The 25606-nt window shown below is 61.8% G+C and carries 26 protein-coding genes; 9 read left to right on the top strand and 17 right to left on the bottom strand.

Features of this window, described 5'->3' with window-relative positions; translation table 11 throughout:
• Positions 1–189 precede the first annotated feature (189 nt).
• Entirely contained in the window at positions 190–1305 is a 1116-nt protein-coding gene (locus tag V7651_RS07600) for an acyl-CoA dehydrogenase family protein (protein ID WP_335612778.1), read from the top strand.
• A 58-nt stretch (positions 1306–1363) separates the two neighbouring features.
• Here the strand turns inward: V7651_RS07600 and V7651_RS07595 are convergent, their stop codons facing one another.
• Positions 1364–1807 carry a type VI secretion system tube protein Hcp gene (locus V7651_RS07595; protein WP_335612777.1) on the bottom strand — a complete coding sequence of 148 codons (444 nt, stop codon included), beginning with the start codon at positions 1805–1807 and terminating at the stop codon, positions 1364–1366.
• A gap of 230 nt (positions 1808–2037) precedes the next feature.
• Between V7651_RS07595 and V7651_RS07590 the strand changes: the two genes are divergently transcribed.
• Entirely contained in the window at positions 2038–3240 is a 1203-nt protein-coding gene (locus V7651_RS07590) for an acyl-CoA dehydrogenase family protein (protein WP_335590782.1), read from the top strand.
• An 11-nt stretch (positions 3241–3251) separates the two neighbouring features.
• Here V7651_RS07590 and V7651_RS07585 read toward each other — a convergent pair whose 3' ends face one another.
• The 4 genes from V7651_RS07585 to V7651_RS07570 are packed head-to-tail and all read right to left on the bottom strand — an operon-like array spanning position 3252 to position 6704.
• Positions 3252–3842, bottom strand: a complete 591-nt coding sequence (locus V7651_RS07585; protein WP_035536187.1) for an ABC-type transport auxiliary lipoprotein family protein — start codon at positions 3840–3842, stop codon at positions 3252–3254.
• Entirely contained in the window at positions 3842–4795 is a 954-nt protein-coding gene (locus V7651_RS07580) for an MlaD family protein (protein ID WP_335612776.1), read from the bottom strand. Before V7651_RS07580 ends, V7651_RS07585 begins: the two co-directional genes overlap by 1 nt.
• A gap of 14 nt (positions 4796–4809) precedes the next feature.
• Positions 4810–5574 (bottom strand): ABC transporter ATP-binding protein, encoded by a 765-nt coding sequence (locus V7651_RS07575; RefSeq protein WP_035536190.1) that lies wholly within the window; start codon positions 5572–5574, stop codon positions 4810–4812.
• Positions 5571–6704: an ABC transporter permease gene (locus tag V7651_RS07570; RefSeq protein WP_335612775.1), complete on the bottom strand. Its 1134-nt coding sequence runs from the start codon at positions 6702–6704 to the stop codon at positions 5571–5573. The genes V7651_RS07575 and V7651_RS07570 overlap by 4 nt, the downstream gene beginning before the upstream one ends.
• Before the next feature lie 87 nt (positions 6705–6791).
• On the opposite strand from V7651_RS07570, the gene dgcA reads away from it, so the two are divergent.
• Both dgcA and V7651_RS07560 read left to right on the top strand, forming a co-directional pair.
• Positions 6792–7775 (top strand): N-acetyl-D-Glu racemase DgcA, encoded by a 984-nt coding sequence (dgcA, locus tag V7651_RS07565; protein ID WP_335612774.1) that lies wholly within the window; start codon positions 6792–6794, stop codon positions 7773–7775.
• Between the two features lie 101 nt (positions 7776–7876).
• Positions 7877–9016 carry a serine hydrolase domain-containing protein gene (locus tag V7651_RS07560; protein ID WP_335612773.1) on the top strand — a complete coding sequence of 380 codons (1140 nt, stop codon included), beginning with the start codon at positions 7877–7879 and terminating at the stop codon, positions 9014–9016.
• A 12-nt stretch (positions 9017–9028) separates the two neighbouring features.
• Here V7651_RS07560 and V7651_RS07555 read toward each other — a convergent pair whose 3' ends face one another.
• A complete protein-coding gene (locus tag V7651_RS07555) occupies positions 9029–10141 on the bottom strand; it encodes an Rv3169 family protein (protein ID WP_035536200.1) in 1113 nt (370 codons plus the stop codon).
• A 108-nt stretch (positions 10142–10249) separates the two neighbouring features.
• Between V7651_RS07555 and V7651_RS07550 the strand changes: the two genes are divergently transcribed.
• Entirely contained in the window at positions 10250–10678 is a 429-nt protein-coding gene (locus tag V7651_RS07550; RefSeq protein WP_335612772.1) for a PaaI family thioesterase, read from the top strand.
• Positions 10675–11025, top strand: coding sequence for a DUF423 domain-containing protein (locus V7651_RS07545; protein WP_335612771.1), 351 nt, complete (start codon positions 10675–10677; stop codon positions 11023–11025). The genes V7651_RS07550 and V7651_RS07545 overlap by 4 nt, the downstream gene beginning before the upstream one ends.
• On the opposite strand, the gene V7651_RS07540 is transcribed toward V7651_RS07545, so the two are convergent.
• Positions 11022–11633 (bottom strand): hypothetical protein, encoded by a 612-nt coding sequence (locus V7651_RS07540; protein WP_156950377.1) that lies wholly within the window; start codon positions 11631–11633, stop codon positions 11022–11024. The genes V7651_RS07545 and V7651_RS07540 overlap by 4 nt on opposite strands.
• A gap of 114 nt (positions 11634–11747) precedes the next feature.
• Between V7651_RS07540 and pip the strand changes: the two genes are divergently transcribed.
• Positions 11748–12737: a prolyl aminopeptidase gene (gene pip, locus V7651_RS07535; protein WP_335612770.1), complete on the top strand. Its 990-nt coding sequence runs from the start codon at positions 11748–11750 to the stop codon at positions 12735–12737.
• Positions 12738–12802: 65 nt separating this feature from the next.
• Here the strand turns inward: pip and V7651_RS07530 are convergent, their stop codons facing one another.
• The 9 genes from V7651_RS07530 to V7651_RS07490 all read right to left on the bottom strand — a co-directional run bounded on the left by V7651_RS07530 (position 12803) and on the right by V7651_RS07490 (position 23841).
• A complete protein-coding gene (locus V7651_RS07530; RefSeq protein WP_335612769.1) occupies positions 12803–13207 on the bottom strand; it encodes a hypothetical protein in 405 nt (134 codons plus the stop codon).
• A 114-nt stretch (positions 13208–13321) separates the two neighbouring features.
• Positions 13322–14737 carry a sodium-dependent transporter gene (locus V7651_RS07525; RefSeq protein ID WP_335612768.1) on the bottom strand — a complete coding sequence of 472 codons (1416 nt, stop codon included), beginning with the start codon at positions 14735–14737 and terminating at the stop codon, positions 13322–13324.
• Between the two features lie 81 nt (positions 14738–14818).
• Positions 14819–16024 (bottom strand): rod shape-determining protein RodA, encoded by a 1206-nt coding sequence (gene rodA / locus V7651_RS07520; protein ID WP_241767081.1) that lies wholly within the window; start codon positions 16022–16024, stop codon positions 14819–14821.
• Positions 16021–17952, bottom strand: a complete 1932-nt coding sequence (gene mrdA, locus V7651_RS07515; RefSeq protein ID WP_035541005.1) for a penicillin-binding protein 2 — start codon at positions 17950–17952, stop codon at positions 16021–16023. The genes rodA and mrdA overlap by 4 nt, the downstream gene beginning before the upstream one ends.
• Positions 17949–18500: a hypothetical protein gene (locus V7651_RS07510; RefSeq protein ID WP_035541003.1), complete on the bottom strand. Its 552-nt coding sequence runs from the start codon at positions 18498–18500 to the stop codon at positions 17949–17951. The genes mrdA and V7651_RS07510 overlap by 4 nt, the downstream gene beginning before the upstream one ends.
• Positions 18500–19384 carry a rod shape-determining protein MreC gene (mreC, locus tag V7651_RS07505; protein WP_051625048.1) on the bottom strand — a complete coding sequence of 295 codons (885 nt, stop codon included), beginning with the start codon at positions 19382–19384 and terminating at the stop codon, positions 18500–18502. Before mreC ends, V7651_RS07510 begins: the two co-directional genes overlap by 1 nt.
• Positions 19385–19421: 37 nt before the next feature.
• A complete protein-coding gene (locus V7651_RS07500) occupies positions 19422–20462 on the bottom strand; it encodes a rod shape-determining protein (RefSeq protein ID WP_034739794.1) in 1041 nt (346 codons plus the stop codon).
• A 506-nt stretch (positions 20463–20968) separates the two neighbouring features.
• On the bottom strand, positions 20969–21436 hold the full coding sequence (locus tag V7651_RS07495) for a PH domain-containing protein (protein WP_335590791.1): 468 nt from the start codon (positions 21434–21436) through the stop codon (positions 20969–20971).
• A gap of 65 nt (positions 21437–21501) precedes the next feature.
• The gene (locus tag V7651_RS07490; RefSeq protein WP_418887222.1) at positions 21502–23841 is read right to left on the bottom strand and encodes an ATP-dependent helicase; all 2340 of its coding nucleotides are present in this window, start codon (positions 23839–23841) and stop codon (positions 21502–21504) included.
• Positions 23842–23897: 56 nt separating this feature from the next.
• Between V7651_RS07490 and V7651_RS07485 the strand changes: the two genes are divergently transcribed.
• Both V7651_RS07485 and V7651_RS07480 read left to right on the top strand, forming a co-directional pair.
• On the top strand, positions 23898–24452 hold the full coding sequence (locus V7651_RS07485; protein WP_335612766.1) for a DUF5655 domain-containing protein: 555 nt from the start codon (positions 23898–23900) through the stop codon (positions 24450–24452).
• On the top strand, positions 24449–24955 hold the full coding sequence (locus V7651_RS07480) for a cupin domain-containing protein (protein WP_335612765.1): 507 nt from the start codon (positions 24449–24451) through the stop codon (positions 24953–24955). The genes V7651_RS07485 and V7651_RS07480 overlap by 4 nt, the downstream gene beginning before the upstream one ends.
• On the opposite strand, the gene V7651_RS07475 is transcribed toward V7651_RS07480, so the two are convergent.
• Positions 24956–25492, bottom strand: a complete 537-nt coding sequence (locus tag V7651_RS07475) for a DUF3833 domain-containing protein (protein ID WP_335612764.1) — start codon at positions 25490–25492, stop codon at positions 24956–24958. It abuts the gene before it with no gap.
• Between the last annotated feature and the right edge of the window lie 114 nt (positions 25493–25606).

Below are 25606 nucleotides of genomic sequence, written 5' to 3'. Positions count from 1 at the left end.
ACCCCAACCTGCCAGAATCCCCTTTCTTTGAGCTGAAAACGATAGGTCAAATTTCACCTATCGCCGGGTGTTGCCCAATTGAAATCGAGGATTTCCGCTGGGTCACGGCTTTCCGCGCACGTAAAGGGCGCTAGATTGGCACCATAGCAAAGTTATGCGCCTCCACAGGAGGCCAGGGAGCCAGACGCCATGAATTTCGATTTTTCCGAGGACCAGAAATTTCTCGCCAATGAGGCGCGAAAATTTCTCGAAAGCCAGTGCGGGATGGGCGAAGTCCGCGCCATCCTGAATGACGACTCCAAGGCCTATAATGAAGGCGTTTGGAAGAAGGTCGTCGAGATGGGCTGGCTCGGCACAAGCATTCCGGAAGAGCATGGCGGCCTCGGGCTCGGCATGCTGGAAATGTGCGTTCTAGCCGAAGAGATGGGCCGCGTTCTGGCGCCCGTACCATGGGCTTCGACGGCGTACTTCTTTACTGAAGCCCTGAAGCTTGCAGGCTCCGAAGCCCAGCAGGCCGATATTTTCCCGAAGATCGTTTCAGGTGACGTAATCGGTTGTTACGCGGCCAGCGAAGGCCCGGGTAACCCGGACGCTGCTTCGCTCAAGACGACTTTTGACGGCAAGACTGTCAGCGGCGTGAAAGTTCCTGTCACGGATGGTGACATTGCCACGCACGCCGTCGTGCTGGCCAAGGACGGCAAGGGCGCAAGCCTTGTGCTGGTCGACCTGTCCGGCAAGGGCGTGTCGAAGAAGGTTCTCTCGACACTGGACCCGACCCGCAGCCATGCCGAACTGAGCTTTGACAAGGCGCCAGCCACTTTGCTCGGCAAGTCCGGCGAAGGCGCGATTCTGAACGATGAACTGCTCGACCGCGTGGCCGTGCTGATCGCGTTCGAACAATTGGGCGGCGCCTCGCGCTGTCTCGAAATGGCAAAAGAGTATGCCATGGAACGCTACGCCTTTGGCCGCCCGATCGGCGGCAACCAGGCCATCAAGCACAAGCTGGCCGAGATGTACGTGAAGAACGAAGTGGCACGGTCGAACTGTTTCTATGGCGCCTGGGCGCTGTCGACGGATGCAACCGAACTGCCTGAAGCCGCAGCTGCTGCCCGCGTGGCCGCATCGGAGGCCTTCTGGTTTGCCTCGAAAGAAAACATCCAGACGCATGGCGGCATGGGCTTCACATGGGAAGTCGACTGCCACCTCTTCTACCGCCGTGCCAAGCTGCTCGCAGTTCAAGCCGGCAGCCCCAAGGTATGGAAAGAAAAACTCGTCCGCGCGCTGGAAACGAAGAATGCGGCCTGATTTCGACATCCCCTACTTGGTCAGGCGGCCCCCACATGGGCGCCGCCTGACCAGGATGTCATTCGCCGTGGCCGGCCTCGGCTGCGGGAGCGGTAGCGGTCCAGCTGACGCTCGACTTCGGCGTCTTGCCGGCACCGGCAAAGACCTGCAGCGATGCGGAGTCATAGGTGACGTCGAAGCTCTCGATGAGCACGCCGGTCTCACTCATGAAGGTGCTGTAATTGTTCACGACAACACTGCTGAGCATCCACACAGTCCGCGTCGTGGCGGCGGAATCAGAGACGATGATTTCGAATTTGGGCATCGCCTCGCCGTCAATAACATGCTGCAGGACCTTGGCCGAAGCGGCATCAAACGTCCGCGTCACGTAGATCGCGCCACTGGCCAGCGTGCTGCGGGCTGGCGCAACCGGCATGAAGCTTTCGGGATCCACGACGGCCTGACGCGAGACACTGAACGACACGTTCGTGATCGGGACATCGACACCGTCGAGTTTCATCATGCCGTCTGCCTGAGCCGCACCCATAATGCACAAGGCAGAAGCTGCCACCGAAAGATACCTGAGAGAGTTCAACATAAAAAAGGGTCCTTGATGCGAGATCCGTCACGACCAGCCCAATGCGGTGTCGCGCAGATCTTGCCCCTTCTTAGACAGGGCAATTTGGAAGTGATTATGGCGACCCGGTGGTCGCAACCGTCAAAGCAAACAAATATTTCTGGAGGAAATTAAGTATGGACTTCAACGACACGAAGGAAGAAGCAGAGTTCCGCGCCGAAGCCCGCGCGTTCCTCGACAAGCACCTCGAACCAAAAACGGGCGCACGCCCACGGCCGGGTTCCGGCAAGGACGCGCTGCAGCGCGCCAAGGACTGGCAGAAGGTGAAGGCCGAGAACAAGTTCGCCCAGATCACCTGGCCCGAAGAATGGGGCGGCCGCGGCGGCACGTCCATGCAATCGGTCATCTGGGGTCAGGAAGAGGGCAAGTATGATGCCCCGACCGGCCCGTTCGCCATCGGCCTCGGCATGTGCGTGCCAACCGTCATCGCGTTCGGCTCAGACAAGCACAAGGAACGCTATGTCGAGAAGGCGTTGAAGGGCGAGGAGATCTGGTGCCAGCTGTTCTCCGAACCTTCTGCAGGCTCTGACGTTGCCGGCCTCAAGACGAAAGCCGTGAAAGACGGCGACGAGTGGGTGATCAATGGCCAGAAAGTGTGGACCTCGGGCGCGCACTATTCCGACTTCGGTATCGTGCTCGTGCGGACCAATCCGAAAGTGCCCAAGCACAAGGGCCTGACCATGTTCATCGTGAACATGAAGCAGAAGGGCGTCGAAGTGCGTCCGATCCACCAGGCTTCCGGTGGCCGCGAGTTCAACGAAGTCTACTTCACGGACGTGCGTATTCCTGACTCCGACCGACTCGGCGAAGTCGGCGCTGGCTGGAAAGTCGCCCTCGTGACGCTCATGAACGAGCGTCTCGCCGTCGGCGGCTCGCCGGGTCCTGACTGGGGCGAGATCATGGCATATGCGAAGGACGCAGGTTCCATGGGCGACCAGGCCTTCCGCGAGAAGCTGGCTGACTGGTATGTCGCAGCACAGGGCTACAAGCTGACGAAGTTCCGTACCATGACGGCTCTGTCACGCGGCCAGACACCGGGACCGGAAAACTCGATCGGCAAGATCATCACGGCCAACCACCTGCAGGACATCTGCAACTCGGCCATCGAGATGCAGGACCATTACGGCATCATCAATGATACCGAGACGATGCCAGGTGACGCCATCTTCCAGCAAAGCTTCATGTGGGCCCCTGGCCTGCGTATTGCCGGCGGCACGGACGAGATACTGAAGAACATCATCGCCGAACGCGTGCTGGGCCTGCCCCAGGACGTGCGCGTCGACAAGGACCTGCCATTCGACGAGATGAAAGCCGGTTAAGGCCGCTCGCGTCAGGACTTCGGTTCTGGCGCGACCGCCTTTTCGGCGACAAAGGCAGCGACATCACTGACACAGGCCCTGCCCGCATCGGTCAGGGCCTTTGCACGTGAGGCGTTATCACTGCCCTGCGCCACAGCCGATGTTGAGACACTGGTCTGCGCGAGCATCTTGCGCGAACGGCCTTCAAGCAGGGTCGCCTGAATGCGGCACCGCGCGGTCGTTCCACTCAGCGTGAAATCGGACATGCGCCAGGCCAGTTCGAAATCTGCGTCCGCGCCGGTGTCAGAGCCGATAGCGACACCACCGCCCTCGCCGCCGAGGGAATCCAAAAGCGCGATCTGCATCATGCGCGTGGCGCTGTCGGTCCACTCCACACCGGGCACGAGGCGAAGCGCTCCGCTGCTATCCTCTGACGCAATGGCGCGACCACCGAAAAGGCGCGAGGCTTCCGGCTCCCGAATGATGATAGAGGCATCAATGGGATGCACCGTCTCGGTCGGACCGAACCGGTAGAGCCCCTCAGGAACCTTTTGCTCCGGTAGAAGCGATACACATGATGCGAGGCTGGCAGCAGCCAGCGTAATAGCAATTCGGCGCAACATCAGCGCTCTCCTTCATAGGGAATGGGGTCGCCAGCGACGAAGCTCTGGGGATTGCGTTCGATCTCGCGGGCGACGCGGTCGAGACGGTTGATCAGAACGCGCAAGTCCTGGCTGGCCAGCCGGGCGTCTTCGATAGCAGACGTCGCCGGGCCCTCAATGGCGTCAGCCGCCGCAGAGACGGCCCGGTTGCTCTGTTCGATGGTTTCGTTGGCGGTCTTTGTAATGCTGCGTACATCGCTGACGACGAGGTCCAGTTGATCTGCCAGTTCGGCAATGCGCGTATTGGTGTTATTGCTCAGCGTCTCAAACGAAGCGGACGCGCCTTCGAACTTGCGCGTCGCGTTGGACACATCGTCCAGCGTGGCCGAGGCCTTGTCGGCGAGGCCATTATCCTGGGCGATCTTGCCGCTGAGCAATTCGAGATTCTTGAGCGTGGTCGACAGGGCATCAATGTTCTCGTCGGTGAAGACGAGGTTCACACGCTGGATGGCCTGGTTGGCGTTGCCCAATACTTCCGTGCCGCCTGAAAAGAGCTCGTCCAGCTGCGTGCGCTCGGCTTTGATGACGGGAACAGGTTCGCCCGCGCGCGCTTCGAGTGGATCGCCCGTACCGGCCGTGATCTGGATAAAGGTGGTGCCTGTAATACCGGCCAGCTGGATTGAGGCGGTCGAGTCCTTGCGCACCGGCGTTTCGCGGTCGATGCGGATACGGGCGCGAACCTTGGACGTGTCGGCCCGGTCAATTCGCACGGTCGAGACCTCACCCACCTTGATGCCGATATAGCGGACAGCCGAGCCTTCCTCGAGGGAGACAGGCCCTTCGAATACGATGTCGTAGGCCTTGAAGTCCTGCCGGAACTGGGCTTGCCCCAGCCACATCACGAAGCCCGCAACCGCGAAGGCCGCGATCAGCACAAAGGCGCCGATGAGGGCATAATTAGCGCGCGTTTCCATATCCGGTCTCCATTCTAGTGTCCGGTAGCGGCACGGCCACGCGGGCCGCCAAAATATTCCTGCACCCACGGGTGATCGAAGGCGCGTAGTTCGTCGATCGTTCCAATCGCCAGCACTTTTTTCTCGCCGAGTACGGCGATCCGGTCACACACGGCATTCAAAGTATCGACATCATGGGTCACAAGAAAGACGGAGAGCCCCAGCGATTGTTGCAGCTGGCGCAATAGCGTGTCGAAGCCGGCCGCCGTGATCGGGTCGAGACCGGCGGTCGGTTCGTCAAGGAACAGAAGTTCGGGGTCGAGGGCCAGAGCGCGGGCCAGCGCCGCGCGTTTGCGCATGCCACCGGAAAGGTCTGACGGAAACTTGTCGCCAGCGTCCGGCTCAAGGCCTGCGAGACGGATCTTCATGTCGGCCAGTTCTGCGCTGAGCTTGGGCCCCAGGTTCGTGTGCTCTTTCATGGGCACCATGACATTCTCGCGCACCGTAAGGTTCGAGAACAGGGCGCCATCCTGGAACATCACGCCCCAGCGGCGCTCAAGGCCACGGCGCTCTTCATCGCTAAGCGTATCAAGCTTTTTGCCAAAGACTTCGACCGTACCGGCCGACGGCTGCTTCAGCCCGACAATAGCGCGCAGAAGGACGGACTTGCCGGTACCGGACGGCCCGACCACGCCAAGCACTTCGCCGCGCTGGACGTCGAGATCGAGATGCTCGTGCACGGTATGCGTGCCGAAACGCGTCTCCAGATCGCGGATGCGGATGATCGGCTCGGCGGTCATATGCCAAGCTCCATGTAGAAGATGGCGAACAGCGCATCGATGGCAATGATCGAGAAAAGGGCCTGCACGACGGACGTTGTTGTTGCCCGGCCAAGGGACTGGACGCTGCCGCCAACGTTAAGTCCCTGACGGCACGCGATGAGGACACAGACAAGGCCGAAGACGGGCGCCTTGGACATGCCGACCCAGAATTGGTCGATCGGCACGGAATCCCTGAGGCGCACAATGAACACGCCCGGATTGATATCGAGGGACAGCCAGGCAACCATCACGCCGCCGGCAATACCGGCCAGCGTCGCCGCAAAGGCGAGAACGGGCGTCATGATAAGCATGGCCAGCACGCGTGGCACGACCAGCACTTCCATCGGCTTCAGGCCGAGTGTCTGCATGGCGTCGATTTCCTGACGCATTTTCATCGTGCCGATCTGCGCAGTGAAAGATGAATTGGTGCGGCCCGCCAGAACGATGCCCGTCAGAACCACACCAAATTCACGCAGTTCAGAATATCCGATCAGCTCGACCGTGTAGATTTCCAGATCGAAACTCTTGAGCGTGGTCGCGCCGATGAAGGCGATGACCATGCCGACGAAGAAGGAGAGGAAGGTGATGATCGGCAGCGCATCGAGCCCGGACTCTTCCATCACAGCGACGATGCTGGTCCAGCGCAGTTTCCACGGCTGCACGATAAGGCGCGCACAGGTCACAAGCGTTTCACCGAGAAAGGCCAGAGTCGAAATACTCTCAGCCGCAATATGAACGAAGGTTCGGCCGGTCCGGTCGAGCAGCGCCCTGATGCTGCCATCCTGCGGCGGGCTCTCTGGCGCGGGGCTGGATACGGCATGGATCTGTGCGATGAGGCGGGCGGCGCTTGCATGCTCGCCAATAATCTCGGGTTCGCCGTCTTCGTCTGAACCCGCCGCGCGCAATGTGCGGTCGATGATAAAAGCGCCTGCCGTGTCAAGCGTTCCAAGATCGGAGACATCCACGGCGAGGGGAGAGGAGACGTTCAGGGCGCGCAAGGCATCGTCGACGTCCTGCACATGCTGGACGGTCCAGTCCCCGGTCAGCCGGAGGACGGTGCGTTCGTCACTTTCATCAAGCGCGAATTCGGGGGAGACTGTTTCTGTCATCAGCGTGTAACTACCTGACTTGCCTAGCAAAACATGCTTAAGGCAAGGGCATTGGAATAGATGAAATTTCATCCATCGGGACAAGGCATGAGCAATCGGCACCTCGAAATCACCCGCGTCTCATCGCCCCTGAGAGTGGCTTTTGCCATTTCCCGCGGGGCGAAGACCGAGGCCAACACTGTTCTTGTTCGGTTGCAGCAGGGCGCCGCTACCGGCTGGGGCGAGTGTGTTCCCTATGCGCGCTATGGCGAGACCGTCGAGAGCGTAATGGGCGCCATCGAAGCAATGCGGGGCGCCATTGAAGGCGGACTGACGCGGGATGATCTCCAGACGCAGATGCCCGCTGGCGCCGCCCGTTGCGCGCTGGACTGCGCGCTGTGGGACCTAGAAGCGAAGATGAGCGGCACGCCCGTCTGGCAACTGGCAGGGCTGCCGGAACCTAAACCTGTCGAGACCGCCGTGACCGTGACCCTCGACACGCCGGAGGCCATGGCGCTCGCCGCCACAACAACGCAGGGTCGTCTCCTCAAGCTGAAACTCGGAGGCGCGGAAGATCTGAAACGGATCGAGGCGGTGCATCTGGCCCGCCCTGATGCACGTCTGATTGTCGACGCCAATGAAGGGCTGCTTCCGGCTGACTTCCCCGCCATTTCCAAAGCGGCAGCCGATCTTGGCGTCGTGCTGATCGAACAGCCCTTCCCCGCTGCCGATGATGAGGCACTGGTGCGCCGCCCTGCTCCGGTTGCTATCTGCGCTGACGAAAGCGCGCATACGAGCGCGGACATACAGGATCTCGCCCGCCGCTATGACGCGGTGAACGTGAAGCTCGACAAGACCGGCGGCCTGACCGAAGCGCTTGCCATGGTGCACGCTGCCCGGGCCAGCGGCATGGGCGTCATGGTGGGGTGTATGGTCGCCGGGTCCATCTCTATGGCGCCAGCCGTGCTGCTCGCGGGTCTCTGCGACGCCGCCGACCTCGACGGGCCCCTCTGGCTGAAAGAGGATGTCGCGAACGGCCTCACCTATCGCGACGGCTGGGTCGATCCGCCGACGCAGGCGCTTTGGGGCTAGGGTTACGCGACGCGATGCGAGCAGGTGGCGATCTGCCCGTTGCCGTTGATCAGATGACCTCTTAGGGTTTGCACCGACAACAGACCCGGGAGGAAATGGGCATGGCGAAAGCCGAGGTGCAGGGATTCGTGCACGATAAATTCGAAGGTGTGCGGGACCAGTTCCAGACACATCTGGACACCGGCGCGGACATTGGGGCGTCCTTCTGCGTGACGAAGGACGGCGAAACGGTCGTCGACCTTTGGGGCGGCTATGCCGATGTCGAGAAAACGCGGGCCTGGGAAAAAGACACAATCGTCAACGTCTACTCAACGACGAAAACCATGACGGCGCTGATGGCTCTTTGGCTGGCAGATCGTGGCGAACTCGATTTCGACGCGCCAGTCGCGAAGTACTGGCCGGAATTTGCCGCCAATGGGAAAGCCGACATCAAGGTCAGCCATTTGATGAGCCATTCGGCTGGCCTGTCAGCCTGGCGCGAACCCATGACGAATGAAGACCTTTATGACTGGGAGAAAGCGACCAGCCTTCTGGCTGCGCAGACGCCCCTGTGGGAACCGGGCAGCGTGCCCGGCTATCATGCCATAACGCAGGGCTATCTCGTGGGTGAAGTCATCCGCCGCATAGCCGGCAAGACCATCGGCACGCTCTTTCGCGAAGAGATTGCCGAGCCACTGGGTGCGGATTTCCATATCGGGCTGCCAGCCTCGGAAGACGCGCGGGTTGCCGACCTGAAGCCCCCGGCGGATTCCAGCTTCGGGGCTGGCCCGGACATGACGGAGGTCCTGAAGCTCACGCGCGGAAATCCCGGCGTGGATGTCGGCGATACACGCACACGCGCCTGGCGCGGCGCCGAAATCCCGGCAGCAGGCGGAACGGGCAATGCGCGGTCTGTCGCGACGATCCACACCATCCTTGCCAATGGCGGCGTGGCCAACGGCAAGCGCTTTATGAGCGAGGCAGGCTGCCGCAAGGCGCTGGAAGAACAGATCCAGGGCACGGACCTCATCCTCGGCATCCCCGTGCGTTATGGCCTTGGCTTTGGACTGTCAGGTCCGATGTCGCCTGCCCTCAATGAGCATTCCATGTTCTGGGGCGGTTATGGCGGCTCCCTCGCGCTGATCGATATGCAATCGCATACGACCATGTCCTATGCGATGAACCTGATGCAGGGCACGACGACGGGCGACATGCGCGCAATCACCCTCGCCATGCTGTCATGGCAGGCACTCAACGCTTAAAGCCCCAGGCCCCTATTTCGCCGGGTCGAGGATGTCCTTGAATCCGCTCGGCGCGTGGGGGCCGAGGAAGAGCTGTTCGAATGTGCCGATGCCTTCGGAGCCGAGACCATCTGGCCCTTCATGCCGGGCGCGGACGATTTCCTGTATGTGCAGGTTCTCGATGACATGCCACGGCATCTTGGCCGGTTCGAAATCCTCGCGTGCAATAGCGAGCTGGTCGCCCCGGAACGCGCCATGGCGATACTTGTCATGGCCATAGCCGATGCCCTTCATAAGGAAGGTGCCCATCGGCTCGAACGTGACCTTGTGAGCGCGGCCGCTCGGGTCGGTCATGTCCAGCTGGGCGCTCTGCATGCGGCGGGTGCCAGGGGTATAAACCGTATTCATCTTGGCATCGGCAAGGTGAATACCACCGCCCTGCTCTACGCCATCAGGCACAATGACGGCGCGTGTGTTCCACGGCGTGCCTGTCTCGTCATGATTGACGTGATAGAACATGGAGAGGTTCGGGAAATTGGTGGGCGTCCAGATCCAGTAGAATTGCGGCGGCGGTGCCGGGATCAATGGCTGGGCATCCGGCGCGCCGATCGGGCGCACGCCCCATGAGCGGTCGCGCGTACCGGTAAAGTCGGCCGGCTTGATGTCGATCTCGGTACCGTCCATGCGCAGGCTGCCGGACCAGCGACCGTTCTGGGTCATGCGCGTCAGGTCCATCATCATGCGCGGACCCTGACGACGGGTGAAGCGCGGCTCTTCAATCGGGAAGGCGCGGCCTTCGAACTCGACGTCGAGGGCGAGGCCCTCGGTTTCCTCAAGGCGCAGGCGGATTTTCTTCAGCGGCTCAATCACCTCGACCGAGAGCGGGCCGACATGCGTGTCCATGCGCTCCATGTTAAGCGGCCGCGAGAGATAGACGCTGGCCTGCTTGCCATTCCGAAGGATGGAGACGGCGCCGTCTATAATGTTCAGGTGCGGGTAGACGCCCATGGCAGCGGCAAAGAAAGTCGAGCCATCAGCGCTGTAGCCGTTGAAGAAATACCGGTCATAGAAATTACGGTCGGAACCGGAATAGGCAACGGGTTCCGGGGTCTGGTGGATGGGGTATTCGTCACCGGCGCTCAGCATGGGATATCCTTCCTTGGGGTCACCTCTTGGCGGGTGATCTGTCGCGTTTACGGTGGACGATGGAGGTCAGCCCATCAAGGGGTGACGCAAAGGGAGGTAGCGCAATTGATGTCACAGATGACGGCGGCAGAGGCCAATACATTCCTGTCGGGCGCATTCAAGAGTTCCGGAAACCGGAGCGAAGTGAGGCTGATGGAGAAAGGCCGCGCCGTGGTAAGGCTGGTGGCTGATGAGACGCACTTGCGGCCCGGCGGCTATATTTCCGGGCCGACGCAGATGAGCCTCGTCGATACGGTCGCCTATATGGCGGTGATGACGCTGACGGGACACGAGCCGATGACGGTGACGAGCAATCTGAACATCAACTTCCTGCGGCCCTGTATCGGCCCCGTGGTCGTCGCTGACGCGCGCGTTATGAAGATCGGCCAGGCGCTGGCCGTGATGGATGTGGACGTGCGTATCGAGGGCGCCGAGAAGGCCGCGAGCCATGCCATCGTGACCTATGCCCTGCCCCGCAAATCGGAAGCTGGCGCATGAACCGGCTGGGCCTCGCCGCCGCGCTGACCGGCTTTGCCGCCGTCGCGCTCGGCGCATTCGGCGCGCACGGGCTGAGCCTTAACGGGGATGCGCTGGACTGGTGGAATAAGGCGACGCTTTACGGGCTGGTGCACGCGGCCGCTGCGCTGGCGATTTCGATCAGCGTGCAAGCCGACCTTTTGCGCCGCGCCGGATGGGCGTTCATCCTGGGCGTGGTGATCTTTTCAGGCTGCCTCTATGCGATGGCATTGGGCGCGCCTCGCTGGCTGGGCGCAGTCGTACCGCTGGGCGGCGTTTCGTTCCTGGCGGGATGGGCGCTGGCCGCAGCGAGCGCCGTGCGGCGCTAGCCGACGATCGAGTTCAGCGAGGCGTATTTGTCTGCCAGCTTGTCGGCCGTCTTGCGGGCGGAATCGATCGTATCGGCAAAATCAGAGAGTTCGGCATCGACCGGGGCCGTATCCATATCCATGTCAGAGCGAGCCGCCACAGTGCTGAGCGCGCTCTGGAAATTGCGATAGGCCGTCTGGGCACGCACAAGGGCGCGTTCATAGCTCATCACATCTGTACGCGTGGCAGCGTCAGCAGCGGCGCTGTTCAGAACGGCCTTGGCTTCCTGAGAGACCGAAGCAAGGCCTGTTCGGGCCGCTTCGCTGTCGGCAGAGATGCGCGAGAGAACGATGGCCGGGGCGTTTGTCGCGGCGCCGATGCGGGTGGCATAATCGTCTGGCGCGTCGCCGCGGCCATTGATCAGCATGTCGGCGAAGCCAGCGAGACCGCCGGACGCTTCGACCCAACCTTGCTCGGCGGCGCTGTCAGAATATTCAGCCGAAACCTTGCGCAGGGCAGACTGGTTGTGCGAGAGGCCGCTTTCCACTGTCGTTTCCCCCGGCATCATCGAGACGGTTGCGCAACCGCCAAGAAGGCATAGGGATAAACTCAGGACTACGCTACGCATCAAACAGCCACCTCAAAACACATTTCGGGTCCCCACCCGTAATAATTCTTACGAATGGTAAAGAGCCAAGTCCAGTGATAGTTCCGAGACTTGCTGACAATTAGTGAAGAACGCATGAATAAGCGCCAGACCCGACGCACATTGTATCCACGACACGACTCTCGCCGCAGCGGACGGCTCCGCGTATCGGATATTCACGAGATTTACTGGGAAGAATCAGGCAACCCGGACGGCATTCCGGTCGTCGCCCTGCATGGCGGGCCCGGCGGCGGATCGAACCCCGAGATGCGCCGCTTCTTCGACCCGGCCCGGTATCGCATCTTCCTGTTCGACCAGCGCGGTTGTGGCCGCTCGACCCCGCACTCGGAACTCCGCGAGAACACCACCTGGGATCTTGTCGATGACATGGAGACATTGCGCGAGCATGTCGGCGTCGACCAATGGGTCGTTTTCGGCGGCTCGTGGGGCTCGACCCTGTCGCTCGCCTATGCCGTGACGCATACGGAGCGGGTGCTGGGCGTGGTGCTGCGAGGTGTGTTTCTCGTTTCGAAGGCCGAGATCAGCTGGTTCTACCAGTCGGGCGCGAGCCGCCTGTTCCCGGATTCCTATGATCGCTATATCGCGCCGATCCCCGAGGACGAGCGCGGCGACCTGCTGAATGCTTTCCACAAACGCCTGATCGGCAGCGACAAGAATGCCCGTATCGAAGCGGCCCGCGCCTGGGCCCGCTGGGAGGGCGAGACGCTCTCCATCAAAGGCCCGGTGACAACGCCGCCACGCTTCAACGAGGATGAGTTCGTTGATGCCTTTGCGCGGATCGAGTGCCACTATTTCGTCAATCGTGGTTTCTTCGCGCATGATTCCTGGTTGCTGGAAGAATGCGAGCGCAAGCTGAAGGATGTGCCGGGCATGATCGTGCACGGGCGCTATGACGTGGTGACGCCGCTATCGACGGCCTGGGCGCTGTCCAAGGCGTGGCCGAAAGCGCAACTGCACATCATTCCTGATGCGGGTCACTCCTCGATGGAGCCGGGCATTGTCGACCACCTCATACAGGCCACGGATGATCTGGCCGAGATGTTCCGGCCGACAAAAAAGGGCTGATGCGCCAGCGACGCCTGTGAGGGCGCTTGGGGGTGTTGTCTGGTTTTCGGAGTTTGAGTTCCGGGTCAGGTGTCCGGGATTGGGCCCAGTTTTTCCACAAAGAGCCGTATCCCCAGCGAAAGCTGGGGCCCAGAGCCGCAGAGACTTGCACCTGCCGGACTGGATCCCAGCGTGCGCTGGGAAAGCCGGACGGGACGAGAAAGCAGGTCTTCCCCTGCGAGTGCGTGAGCGAGCCGATCCGAGACCGGAGCCCGGAAACTGCCCGAAGGATGCCCGGTCATGTCGTCGGACAGAAAGACCAGATCCACGCGGCCATGGCTTGTAACCGCCCAGAGCATCTGCGAGCCGGGGCCGCCATTTGCCTTGAACCATGCGCGCAGGCGCTGGATCCGCAAATAGATCAGCGGCCAGATTGGCAGCAAGTACCAAGGCAGGCCCGGCATGGGGCGGAAGAGGGTAAACTCTGGCATCGGGCGCATTATACGCCGGGGTCGATTGAGGTTGGATAAGTCCCCCTCCGTCTGGCCGCTGCGCGGCCAGACACCTCCCCCGCTGCGCAGGGGAGGATAAGGGGTGCAACGCCACTATTCGACCGGCGGGACCCAGTTGGGGCCGAGGAGGACGGTCAGCGCACCGGGCAGCGGCACGTGGTACTGGTCCTGGATCTTGTCCATGAAGCCGAAGATCAGGATGATGCCGACAAAGGGCGGCACGAACCAGCGCATCACGAAGCGCCAGAGGTTCATCACCGTGCCTTCGCCAAGCTCCGAGGTCAGCATCTCGCGGCTGAGCACCCAGCCCGCGAAGATGACCGTCAGCAGGCCGCCGAGCGGCAGCAACAGGCCTTCGGTCATGAAGTCCATGAAGTCGAGATATTCGAGCGAGAAGACATAGGCGGCGCCGATCATGAACAGGGCAAAGCCCATGCCGCATGCTGCGCCGAGGCGCGTGACGCCCTGGCGTTCTTCAAGCCAGGAGACGCCGACTTCCATCAGCGAGATGGACGAGGTGAAGGCCGCAAAAAGCGCAAGCGCGAAGAAGACCGAGGCGAAGATCGCGCCGCCCGGAATGGCACCGAACGCCACCGGCATCGAGATGAAGAAGAGGCTGGGGCCGCCTGCCGGGTCGAGGCCTGCGGCGAAGACGATCGGGAAAATGGCAAAGCCTGCGATCAGCGCGACCAGCGTGTCGGAGCCGACGACGATGAGCGACGAACGGGTGATGTCGGTATCCTTGGACAGATAGGCGCCATAGGTGATCATCAGACCAACGCCGACACCGATGGAGAAGAAGGCCTGGCCGATGCCGGCGAGGAATGTGCCGAAGCCGACATCTTCCCATTTTGGCTGGAGGATGAAAGCTGCCGCGCGGGCCGTATCCCCATTGGTGACCGAGAAGCCGACCACGACGATCAGCATGACGAAGAAGGCTGGCATCAGGATGGATGAGGCCTTTTCGATGCCGCCCTTGATGCCACGCCCGACGACGAAGGCGTTCGCGCCAATGAAGCAGGCCAGCAGGAAGAGAATGTACCATTTCGACCGCAGCGGATGTTCGCCCTGCCCAATCGTGTCAGCGAAGTTCTGGCCGGAGGCCGCCGCGTCCATGCCGTCGAAACCGCCGAAGGACTGGATAAGGAACGCGATCAGCCAAGCGGAGATAACGACATAGAAGGAGAGGATAAAAAAGGCCGTGAGCGTGCCGATCCATGGCGCTATGCCCCAGTTCTGGCTGCGGCTTTCAGCGCGGGCAAGCGACTGGATGCCCTCGACGGCCGACATGCCGGATTTCCGGCCCATGGCGTATTCCGCCATCAGGAGCGGCAGGCCGATGAGCAGGACGCACATCATGTAGATCAGGATGAAGGCGCCGCCGCCCTCTTCGCCCGCCGTATAGGGAAAGCGCCAGAAATTGCCGAGACCGACTGACGAGCCAACGGCCGCCATGATGAATCCGAAGCGCGAGCCCCACTTGTCTGTCTTGCGGCCAATGCCTGCCATATGCCCTCTCCCCGGGGTAATTTGTTTCGCGCGAACCTAGCGGCCGCGGCATGAAAATCAATTGCAGGGTCTGTTAGCGGGTCAAATGATGCCCGTCGAGGAGAGCTTTTCGTCCCTGTGCATATGCGCTGACAGGATGAGCCCGAAACAGGCCATCGTCGTGAGCATGGCCGTGCCGCCATAGGAAATGAGCGGGAGCGGCATGCCGACCACCGGCAGGAGGCCGATAACCATGCCGACATTGAACACAATATAGAAGGCGACTGTCGCGGCCGCGCCCGCCGAAGCGAGCCGACCAAACCAGCTGTGTGATTGCGACGCGGAATAGAAGGACCAGCCGAGGATGACGGCAAAGCCGAGCAGCAGGGCGGTCGTGCCGATGAAGCCGAATTCCTCGCCGATCACGGTGAGGATGAAGTCGGTATGCTGTTCGGGCACATAATCCTGCTGGGACTGGATGCCCTGAAGCCAGCCCTTGCCGTTCACGCCGCCACCGCCAATGGCGATCAGGCCTTGCTCGATCTGGTAGCTTTCACCGAGCGCGTTGGTGGCGTGGCCAGACATCTGGGCGAGAAATGTATCGACACGCTCGCGCTGGTAGTCGGCGAGGACGAAATAGATGCCGGGCACCGATGCAATACCTGCGAGCATGCCGACAAGGATGACCCGCATCGACAGGCCCGCGAGGAAGATGACCACCCCGCCGGATGCGATCAGGGCGAGCGTGGTGCCGAAATCCGGCTGCTTGAAGATCAGGGCCGCCGGGATGAGCATGATGCAGAGGGCGCCGATGTGGATGAGGATGCGGCCCGATGTGGGCGTGATGACGCGGTCATAGTACCAGGCGAGCGCCATGGTCGTGGCAAGCTTGGCGAACTCGGATGGCTGGACGCCGATCGGCCCGATCTGGAGCCAGCGCTGGGCACCGCCACCGCTGAAGCCCATCACGAGCACAAGGACGAGCAGGAGTATCGTGAAGGCATAGGCCGGAAGCGCGAGCGTGCGCCACCAGGAGAGCGGTAGCATGGCCAGCACGAGCATCATGACGAAGGAAATGCCAAAGCGCGTGAGCTGGAGATACCAGAGATTATGCTCGTTCGGATTGGTGTAGGCGGAGGAATAGAGCATCGCGACGCCGGTGAGCGCCATGGCGATGATCAGCAGGATGAAGCCCCATGGCAGTTTCGCAAGCCGGCGCAGCGGACCCATTGTCTCGAAGTTCAGCGATTTGGCCGTGCGGGTGCGCGCCTCGCCCCGGCTGAAGCCGGTATAGCCGTCGCGGCTCATGTCGGCTCCCCCTGCCCTGCTGGCGTGACGGAGGCCGTCTGGCCATAGGCGGGCTTGCGGCCGCTATCATTCTCGATGGCAAAACGAAGGATGTCGCGTGCCATGGGCGCAGCGGCGCCCGAGCCACTCTCACCATGTTCGACCACGACAGCGCAGGCATATTTCGGATTGTCGGCTGGCGCATAGGCGACGAAGAGCGCGTGGTCGCGCAGCTCGCGCTCGATATTGAGGCCCTTGCGGATGCCCTTGTCGCGCTCGGCCTTCGAGATGCGGCGGACCTGCGCGGTACCGGACTTGCCGGCCATGCGGGGACCCCCAAGGCCAAGATCGCCCGAGCGATAGGCCGTGCCGCCGCCTTCCGAGGTCACGCCATACATGCCCGAGCGCATGATATCGATAATGTCCTTGTCGAGCGGCTGGTCGAGGACGCCATCATCGCCCGATTGCGGGCCGAGGCCGACAAGATGGGGTTTAAGGCTGCGCCCTTCGGCGGCGATACGGGCCGTCATCAGGGAAAGTTGCAGGGGCGTGACGCCGAGCTGGCCCTGGCCGATACCGAAGTTCAGTGTCTCGCCTTCATACCAGGGTTCGCCCATGGCCCGTTGTTTCCATTCAGGGTCGGGCACGAGTCCGCCGCGCGCGCCGGTCATGCCGAGCGTCCAGGCCTCGCCGAAGCCGAACTTGCGCGCTGCGGCTGCAATCGCCTCGACGCCGGTGCGGCGGGCAATGTCGTAGAAATAGACGTCGCACGAGTGCTTGATGCCATTGTGCATGTCCATCGAGCCGTGGCCGCCTTTCTTCCAGCAGTGCCAGGTGCGGTTGCCGAAACGGTAATAGCCATTGCAGTTGACGCGGTCGGTGGGCTTCACGGCGCCGGATTCGAGCGCGGCCGTGGCGACGACCATCTTGAATGTGGAGCCCGGCGGATAGACGCCGCCATGCGCGCGCGGATAGAGCGGCGATTGCGGATTGTCGCGCAGTTCGGCATAGGCCGTGCCGGAAATGCCGTTGACGAAATCATTCGGGTCGAAGGCGGGCGTCGAGACCATGGCGAGGACGTCGCCGGTATCGACCTGGATCATCACCGCGGCGCCGCTCTCCTCGCCAAAGCGCTCGATGACGGCGCGCTGGAGATCGGAATCGATGGTGATGTAGAGGTCCTTGCCGGGAACGGGCGCGAACCGCTCGTCCGGGATTTCCTCAATGACGCGGCCGTGGGCATTGGTGACCAGTTTGCGGAAGCCCGGCTTGCCGCGCAGGTATTCCTCGGCGAACCGCTCCATGCCCTGCCGACCGGTGCGCATGTCGGGATGGCGGAACAGTTTCTCGAGACGCTTGGCTTCGTCGGCTTCCATGCCGACGGACAGGCGTTCCAGATCGTCCTGGCTGGCGCGGGCGACATAGCCGAGCACGTGGGCAAAGTCGCGGCCGCGCGGATAGGACCGCGTCAGCGCCATCTCGACCTGCACGCCGGGGATCTCGGCGGCATGCACGTTCATGCGCGCAAAGTCTTCATAGGTGAGTTCGTTGGCGACAATGATCGGGACGAAGCCTGCATTGCGGCGACGCCCGGCGGTGATCTCGCCAGCCAGCCGCTCGATGCGCTCGTCCGACAGGTCGATCAGGGCAGCGACCTGCGCGAGCGTGCCAGCCGGATCGCGTGTCTGTTCGGGCACGATGGAAACGCGGCCTGCACGGCGATGCGAGGCGAGCGGCTTGCCGAACCGGTCCAGGATGCGCCCCCGCTGCGGCGGCGCAAGCGCCAGCTTGATATGGTTGTCCTCGGCAGCGGCCTGGTATTTCTCGCGCTCAAGCACCTGAAGCTGGAAGAGACGTGCGACGAGACCGGCCCAGACGACACCGCCTGCGCCTGCCGCAATGATCATGCGGCGCGTGAAATCATCCTCAATGCTGCGGTTACGGCTCATGTCGCCTGCCCCACGGATTCCCCGGGCGCGCGGCCAAGGTCGAACAGGCGATGACAGGCGGCGTAGATGACGCCTGTGGTGAGGAAGGCGGCGAACAGCGGTGTCGCACGCACGGCATGATCCTCAAGCGCGCTGGCCATCAGCCACAGGACGAGGAAACCGGAAATGAATTGCAGGATTGGCGCGATAACGGCGACCAGCGGTTCGTTCATCACATCGAACATGCCAGCGATCCAGGCGCTGAAACCGTACACCACGAGGTTCACGATGACGAAGCAGCCGAGCGGCGCATTGAAGCTGATATCCTGGATCAGACCGAAGGCGATGAGCAGGACCATGGGGCGCAATGACATGCCAACGCGGCCCCAGCCAACAGCCCCCCAGAGGGCCGCATAGGGCCACGCAATGGACAGACCGAACAGTGTCTTGGGGGTGAGGCCGAGCAGGCCAATGGCGGCAATGGCAAAGGCGCCGAAAAGCAGGCGCGGGGTTGGCCCCGTACTGGACCATATGCTCTTGCGCGGCCGGCCGGATTTGCGGTTAGCCATTACTGGCGCACCCCCTGGGCAGCGCTCGCCTGTTCCGGCGCCGCTTCATCGGAGGCCGGGATTTCCTCGATCGCAATGGGCGTCTCGATCAGCGGCGGCGGGATCATCTGGACATACCCGCCTGCGCGGCGTGCCATGCCATATTTCACGCGCCAGTCGCCGCCCTGCATACGGGCCTCACCGACGATCAGGCCGCGCGGAAAGGCCCCGCCTTCGGCAGACGTGAGAATGCGTTCACCTTCGATAAAGCCGCTACGCTCCGGCATGTCGGTCAGGCTGCCGAGGCCGTCGCGGCCACCGTACAGGATGGCGCGCACGCCGCTGACTTCGCCCATGACAGGTACGCGGCTGTTGAAGTCTGTAATCAGGAGGATGCGCGAGGAATGCTCGCCAAGCTGGATGACCCGGCCGACAAGACCGCCTTCATTGAGGGCTATGGCGCCGGGATCAACGCCCTGCGCGCGGCCGGCATTGGCCAGCAGCGTCTGGGCAAAGGGACCGTCGCTCTCGGCGGTGACACGCGCCGTGACGCCGCGCACGGGGGGCTCGCCCATCAGGTTCAGAATTTGCTCATAGGCTTCGAGGCGCTCGGCCATGGAAATGGCCGCAGCCTTGTAGCGCGAGAGTTCGCGCACTTCTGCTTCGAGATCCTTGATGCGCCGCTCGCGGGCGACCTGACCGGTCATGCGGGCCCAGAGGCTGATACTGTCGCCGCCGCCAAGCTGGTCGCCAGCCACTGTGCGGACAGGATCGAAGATGTGGCGGATTTGCGGGGCGGACTGGGCCACGACGAGGGCGCCGGCGCCGAAAATCAAGACAAAGAGAATCAGTCGCTTGGCTGAGCGCTGCTTCGGTTTTTGTCCTGATCGGCTTAGGCGCGCCATTCGCCCTGTTTCCTTGCCGTTTTTTCTGCCCGTTTCCCTAGACTTCCGGAGACAGGACCGTTTTCATTTTCGAGTAGTTTTCTAGCACATAACCGCAGCCATTCACGACGCATTTCAGCGGATCATCTGCAATCATCACAGGCAATTGCGCCTGTTCACGGATGACCGTGTCGAGGTTGCGCAGGAGGGCACCGCCGCCTGTCAGCACGATGCCACGGTCAACGATGTCAGCAGCCAGTTCTGGCGGCATGGCTTCGAGCGCGATCTTCACGGCGTCGATAATGTCGTTCACCGGCTCGCTGAGCGCTTCGGCAATCATGGCCTCGGTGATCTCGGTTTCCTTCGGCACGCCGTCCAGCGTACCGCGGCCACGAACCGTCAGGGCCATGCCGGTGCCGTTCTCGGGCGCCATGGCTGTGCCGATCTCTTTCTTGATCCGTTCGGCGGACATTTCGCCGATCAGGATTTTCTGCTCGCGGCGCAGATAGTTGACGATGGCCTGGTCCATCTTGTCGCCGCCGACGCGCACGGAGCGCGAATAGACGATGCCGCCAAGGGAGAGAACTGCCACTTCAGACGTGCCGCCGCCGATATCAACGACCATCGAGCCGGCTGGCTCATCAATCGGAAGACCAGCGCCGATTGCGGCTGCCATGGGCTCTTCGATCAGCTGGACTTCACGGGCACCAGCGGCAAGGGCCGACTGGTGGATGGCGCGACGCTCGACGCTGGTCGCGGAGCTGGGCACGCAGATGATGATGAGGGGAGACACGAACGCCCGGCGGTTATGAACCTTCCGGATGAAGTGCTTGATCATTTCCTCGGCGACTTCGAAATCGGCGATCACGCCATCCCGCATCGGGCGGATGGCTTCCATGTTCACCGGCGTCTTGCCGAGCATGTTCTTGGCTTGCTCGCCAACCGCGTAGACGATCTTGCGGCCGCCTTGGGTCATGTAGGCAACGACCGAAGGTTCATCGAGCTTTACGCCCTGGCCTTTCACATAGACCAGCGTATTCGCTGTGCCGAGGTCGATGGCCATGTCCGTGGACAACATGCCGAGAAGGCTACCAATCATGACGTCTACGAGCTCTTTCTGATGCGCAACGAACCCCCGGTCCGTTACAATTGTGCAATTCTATACACAGCCCCATACCCCATGTGCCGTTAACGCCCATTTAATGCAAGGGACGGAGGGCACATAAATGGTACGCTACGTACACCACCTGAAAATCAATGGTATCCATTGGTGTTTACCGTAGAATCGCCTGATGCGATTGGGGGATAACGGAACGGATCGTTCCGAAATGGTAAACGCCGAGCGGGTGCTTGTTAACGAATTGGCGGTTTTGCACTCACCCGGCGTCACGGTGCGATTTGTACACTTGGTACGATTTGAGTCGTTTCTGGCGGGCGGGGCCCGCGATGAGCGGAAGATGAACACGTCGTTCGGAGAGTATTGGGGCGGGGGCTCCTAAACCGGAACTGCAGCATCGGTCTGGCCCATAAACGCGCTCCCAAACCCATCAGCGCTCACGGCTTGAACACACCCCTGGCAAGCCCCGACCGGTGCTGCATTTTTCCTCAGGCAGCATGTCCGGCGATTTCATCCAGTTCGCGCACGATACGGTCGGCGGGCTCCTGCTCGCTATCATGGCGGGCGTGTTCGGCCTCGGCGCGGAACCTGGACGGGCGGGCCATGGACGGGAAGTGGATATGGGTGTCGCCCCGGCCGCGTATGGTGAGGCGACCATAATGGAAAAGCCGGCCGAGAGGCCCTTGGTGGATGGCGCTGCCTTCGATGGCGTCGAGCGTAATTTCCTGCACATCGGCGCGAAAGAAGCCCGATTTCAGGATCACGCGCCGGTCCGTAATGACAAATTCCGTTGTGCGCAGGCGAATCTGCTCGGAGATGAACATGACAATGCCGATGACGAGCACGCCGAGAAAGATCAGCGCCAGCCAGCCGGGCACCCAGCTGAGCCCGTGAAACCGGCCGCGATAGACCACGTGCTCGCCGTCATAGAGCCTTTTGTCGATATAGCTTGCCATGGGAATTAACCTTGTCGCCTGCTGACCAATGGGCAGCGATGGGCAAGGTTCCCGCTGGCAAGCGCTCAGGCGGCGGTGACGAAGGTGGCGATGACTTTCTTGCGGCCCGTCTTGTCGAAGTCGACCGTGAGCTTGTTGCCCTCGGAAAAGGCGACCTTGCCGTAGCCGAACTTGTCATGGAACACACGGGAACCCGTCTTGAAAGCGCTGGTTCCGCCTGATGTGGCCGCAAGTGGTCCAGCTTCGCCGGGCGGGCGGGATGGCGTACGCGAGGCATTTTCCTGCAACCGTTTCCACCCGGGGCTGTCATAGGATGAACGCGCGCCAAGGTCTTCCATCGTGCCGCTGAACGCCTCTTCGCCGCCGGGAAGACCGGAAAAGCCGGTTTCGCTCATCGCATCGACATGCTCGTGCGGGAGTTCATCCACGAAACGGCTGGGCATGACGCTTTGCCAGCGGCCATAGATCTGGCGGTTGGCCACGAAGGAGATATAGGCGCGAGCGCGGGCGCGCGTGATGCCGACATAGGCGAGGCGACGCTCTTCCTCGAGGCCCTTCAGGCCGCTCTCGTCGAGACTGCGGCGCGAGGGGAAGACTTCCTCCTCCCAGCCGGGCAGGAAGACCATGGGCCATTCGAGGCCCTTGGCGCCGTGCAGCGTCAGGATCTGGACCTGGTCCTCCCCTGCCCCGCCGCTGGACGCATCCATGACCAGTTCGACATGTTCGAGGAAGCCGGCGAGCGTATCGAACTCGCCCATGGAACGGACGAGTTCCTTCAGGTTGTCGAGCCGTGTCTGGGCCTGCGGGCTGCGGTCCTTCTGGAGCATGTCGGTATAACCGGACTCTTCGAGGATGACCTCGGCGAGTTCGGTGTGCGGCAGGCCATTGGCATACTTGTCGCGCCACATGTTGAGCTGGTCGATGAACACGGTCAGGCCGCGCTTGGCACCGCCTTTGATCTCGTCGGTCTGCAGCACCATTGGCGTCAGCGTGTAGAGGCTACGGCCATCGGCACGGGCATAGGCCTGCAGCTTGGCCAGTGTCGTGTTGCCGACGCCGCGTTTGGGCTCATTGACCACGCGCTCGAAGGCCAGATCGTCGTCGGGCGAGCGGATGAGGCGCAGATAGGCCATGGCATCGCGGATCTCGGCGCGCTCGAAGAAGCGCGGGCCGCCAATCACGCGGTAAGGGATGCCGAGCATGATGAAGCGTTCCTCGAAAGCCCGCATCTGCCAGGAGGCACGCACCAGCACGGCGCAATCATCATGCTTGCCGCCAGCCCGGACCCAGCTTTCGATATCGTCTGCGATAAGGCGGCTCTCCGCCTCGCCGTCCCACAGGCCGCGCACTTTGACCTTTTCGGCGTCCACGAGGTCGGCGTCACTGTCGTCGCCGACAAAGAGCGTTTTGCCGAGGCGGCTGCGATTGTGGCTGATCACGCTGGAGGCGGCGGCGAGAATGTGGCGCGTGGAGCGATAGTTGCGTTCGAGGCGGATGACCTTTGCGCCGGCAAAATCCTTCTCGAAGCGCAGGATATTGTCCACTTCGGCGCCGCGCCAGCCATAGATTGACTGGTCGTCATCGCCGACGCAGCAGATGTTATGGTTGCCTTGGGCCAGCATGCGCAGCCAGAGATATTGGGCGACGTTCGTATCCTGATACTCGTCGACGAGGATGTATTTGAAGCGGGCGTGATAATCCTTCAGCACGTCCGGGTTCTCGCGGAACAGCGTGATATTGTGGACGAGCAGGTCACCGAAATCGCAGGCGTTCAGCACTTTCAGCCGGTTCTGGTAGATCTCGTAGCACTTGATCCCCTTGCCGTCGGCGAACATGTGCGCGTCTTCGGATGGCACACGGTCCGGCGTCAGCGCGCGATTCTTCCAGCCGTCGATGAGGCTGGCAAGGAAGCGCGGCGTCCAGCGCTTGGGATCGATATTCTCGGCCTGGATGATCTGCTTGCAGAGGCGAACCTGATCGTCGGTATCAAGGATGGTGAAACTGGATTTGAGGCCGACAAGCTCGGCATGCTGGCGCAGGATCTGCGCGCTGATCGAGTGGAACGTGCCGAGCCAGCGCAGGCCCTCGCCGTCCGGGCCGATCAGTTTCAGCGCGCGCTCGCGCATTTCACGCGCAGCCTTGTTGGTGAAGGTCACCGTCAGCGTCTGGCTGGGCCAGGCCTTCTTGGTGGCGATGATATGCGCCAGGCGCGTGGTCAGCACGCGTGTCTTGCCGGTGCCGGCGCCTGCCAGCACGAGCAGCGGCCCATCGGTGTGCAGCACGGCTTCGCGCTGCTCCGGGTTCAGGCCAGACAGATACGCAGCCTCGCCTGCTGCAGCGGGGGGGCGCGCAGCAGCCATCTGGCTGATCGAGAGACGATTCGGATTGGAACTCATAGAGAACATATAGCAGGGATTGGCCAATGTGTTAGGCTAAAGCCGCACCAAGCAGGGAGGCGCCCATGAACAATGAGGCTACCGAGAAATACCTGGAGACCGCGAAAAAGAACGTGCTCGCAAAGACCGGCAAGACGGTGGAGCATTGGGCGGAGGTCGTGAAAGCCAGCGGCATCGAAAAGGTTGGCCAGCAAGTGGCGATGCTGAAGGAGAAGCATGGCATCACCCATGGCTATGCCCAGATGATCTGCCAGATCGCCAGCGGGCGCCTTGATGCCTCTGTGGATGAGCTTCTGGAGATGCAGTTCAAGGGTAAGGAAAGCCTCAGGCCGCTTCATGACGCCATTGCAGCCTATGCCGGGAAACTGGGTAAGGATGTCGGGGTTGATCCCGGCAAGACGGCCACCAGCCTGCGCCGCAGCAAGAAATTCGCCGCCATCGTTCCCGCGTCAAAAACGCGGATCGATCTCGGGATCAACCTGAAAGGCATGCCCGGCAATAACCGGCTGGCCGAGGAAAAACCGGGCGCCATGTGCACGCACAAGGTGCGGCTTGAATCGGCTGCGGATTTCAACGCGGAGGTGAAGGCCTGGCTGAAGGAGGCTTACGAGATAGCATGACGAACAAACTTTTCCCCATCGCACGCCTCCCTGATCTCGCCCTTGAGCCATTTGAGATGGGAGAGGCCTATATATGCCGCGACGCAGGCTTCAGTGACAGCATTGGCCTTACGCAACTGGGCGCGTCCTACACAGAGGTGCCTCCGGGCAAATCAGGGTGCCCCTTCCATGTTCATCATGTCGAAGAGGAGATGTTCGTCATCCTGGAGGGAGAAGGCACTTACCGATTCGGTCCTGACAGCTATCAGGTCAAAGCGGGCGATGTGCTGGCCGCGCCCCGAGGCGGGCCTGAATACGCGCACAAGCTGACCAATACGGGCAAAGTGCCGTTGAAATACCTCAGCATCTCAACGCGCGCTGATACAGAGATTTGCGAATATCCTGACAGTGGGAAGTTCCTCGCCAATACGAAAGAGCCGGGTTCGCGCATCAATCGTTTTCGCTACCTTGGCAGGATGGAGAGCGAGGTGGATTACTGGGACGGGGAAGACTCGCCGGGCTAATCAGGGTTTCCGGAAGGCAATCGTTACCTGGCCGATCTCGATGCCGTAGCGGGTGACATAGGCCCGGTTAAGCAGCACATTGTCGTCCATCAGGTACATCCAGTCATCGAAGCCGACATTCCAGGTGGAATCACCAACTTTCAAGTCGACCTTGTATTTCCAGTTGAACGCATTGCCCGCTACGCGTCCCTCGGCTGGCACGGGCACATCGCCCGCTGTACCGCGATAGGCGCCATTGCCGAGCACGTCGATTTCCCACACCCGGGTATCGCGCTCGCCGTTATCATATTTGAAATTTTCGGTCAGGGTCAGCCGGTTGCCCTCAAGCGTGCCGGTGATGTCAACCTTGAACTGGCGGCGGACCTTGCCGAAGCGGTCCTCGAACACGCCATAGGCCTGTGTCTGGCCGAGGAAGTAATCCTCCAGCACCAGTTCGCGCGGACTGTCGGCGTATTGTGCCACATTCTGGTTGGCACAGGCCGTGGCCAGTGTGGTGGCCGCGAGCATCACTGGCAGCAGGGTTTTTGTTGGGCGCATATCCTAAGTCTCCGGCGGCAGCATGGCTTGCTGACCCTCTCTACGCACGCGCACTCGAATTGGATGAAAATAACCCCGCCTGCCTGCCCGGAACCATTCCGGGCAGGCAGGCGG

Source organism: Hyphomonas oceanitis, assembly GCF_036964545.1.
GTDB lineage: Bacteria > Pseudomonadota > Alphaproteobacteria > Caulobacterales > Hyphomonadaceae > Hyphomonas > Hyphomonas oceanitis.
Note: the sequence above shows the minus strand (reverse complement) of the source record. Positions and strands in the feature narration are given on the sequence as shown.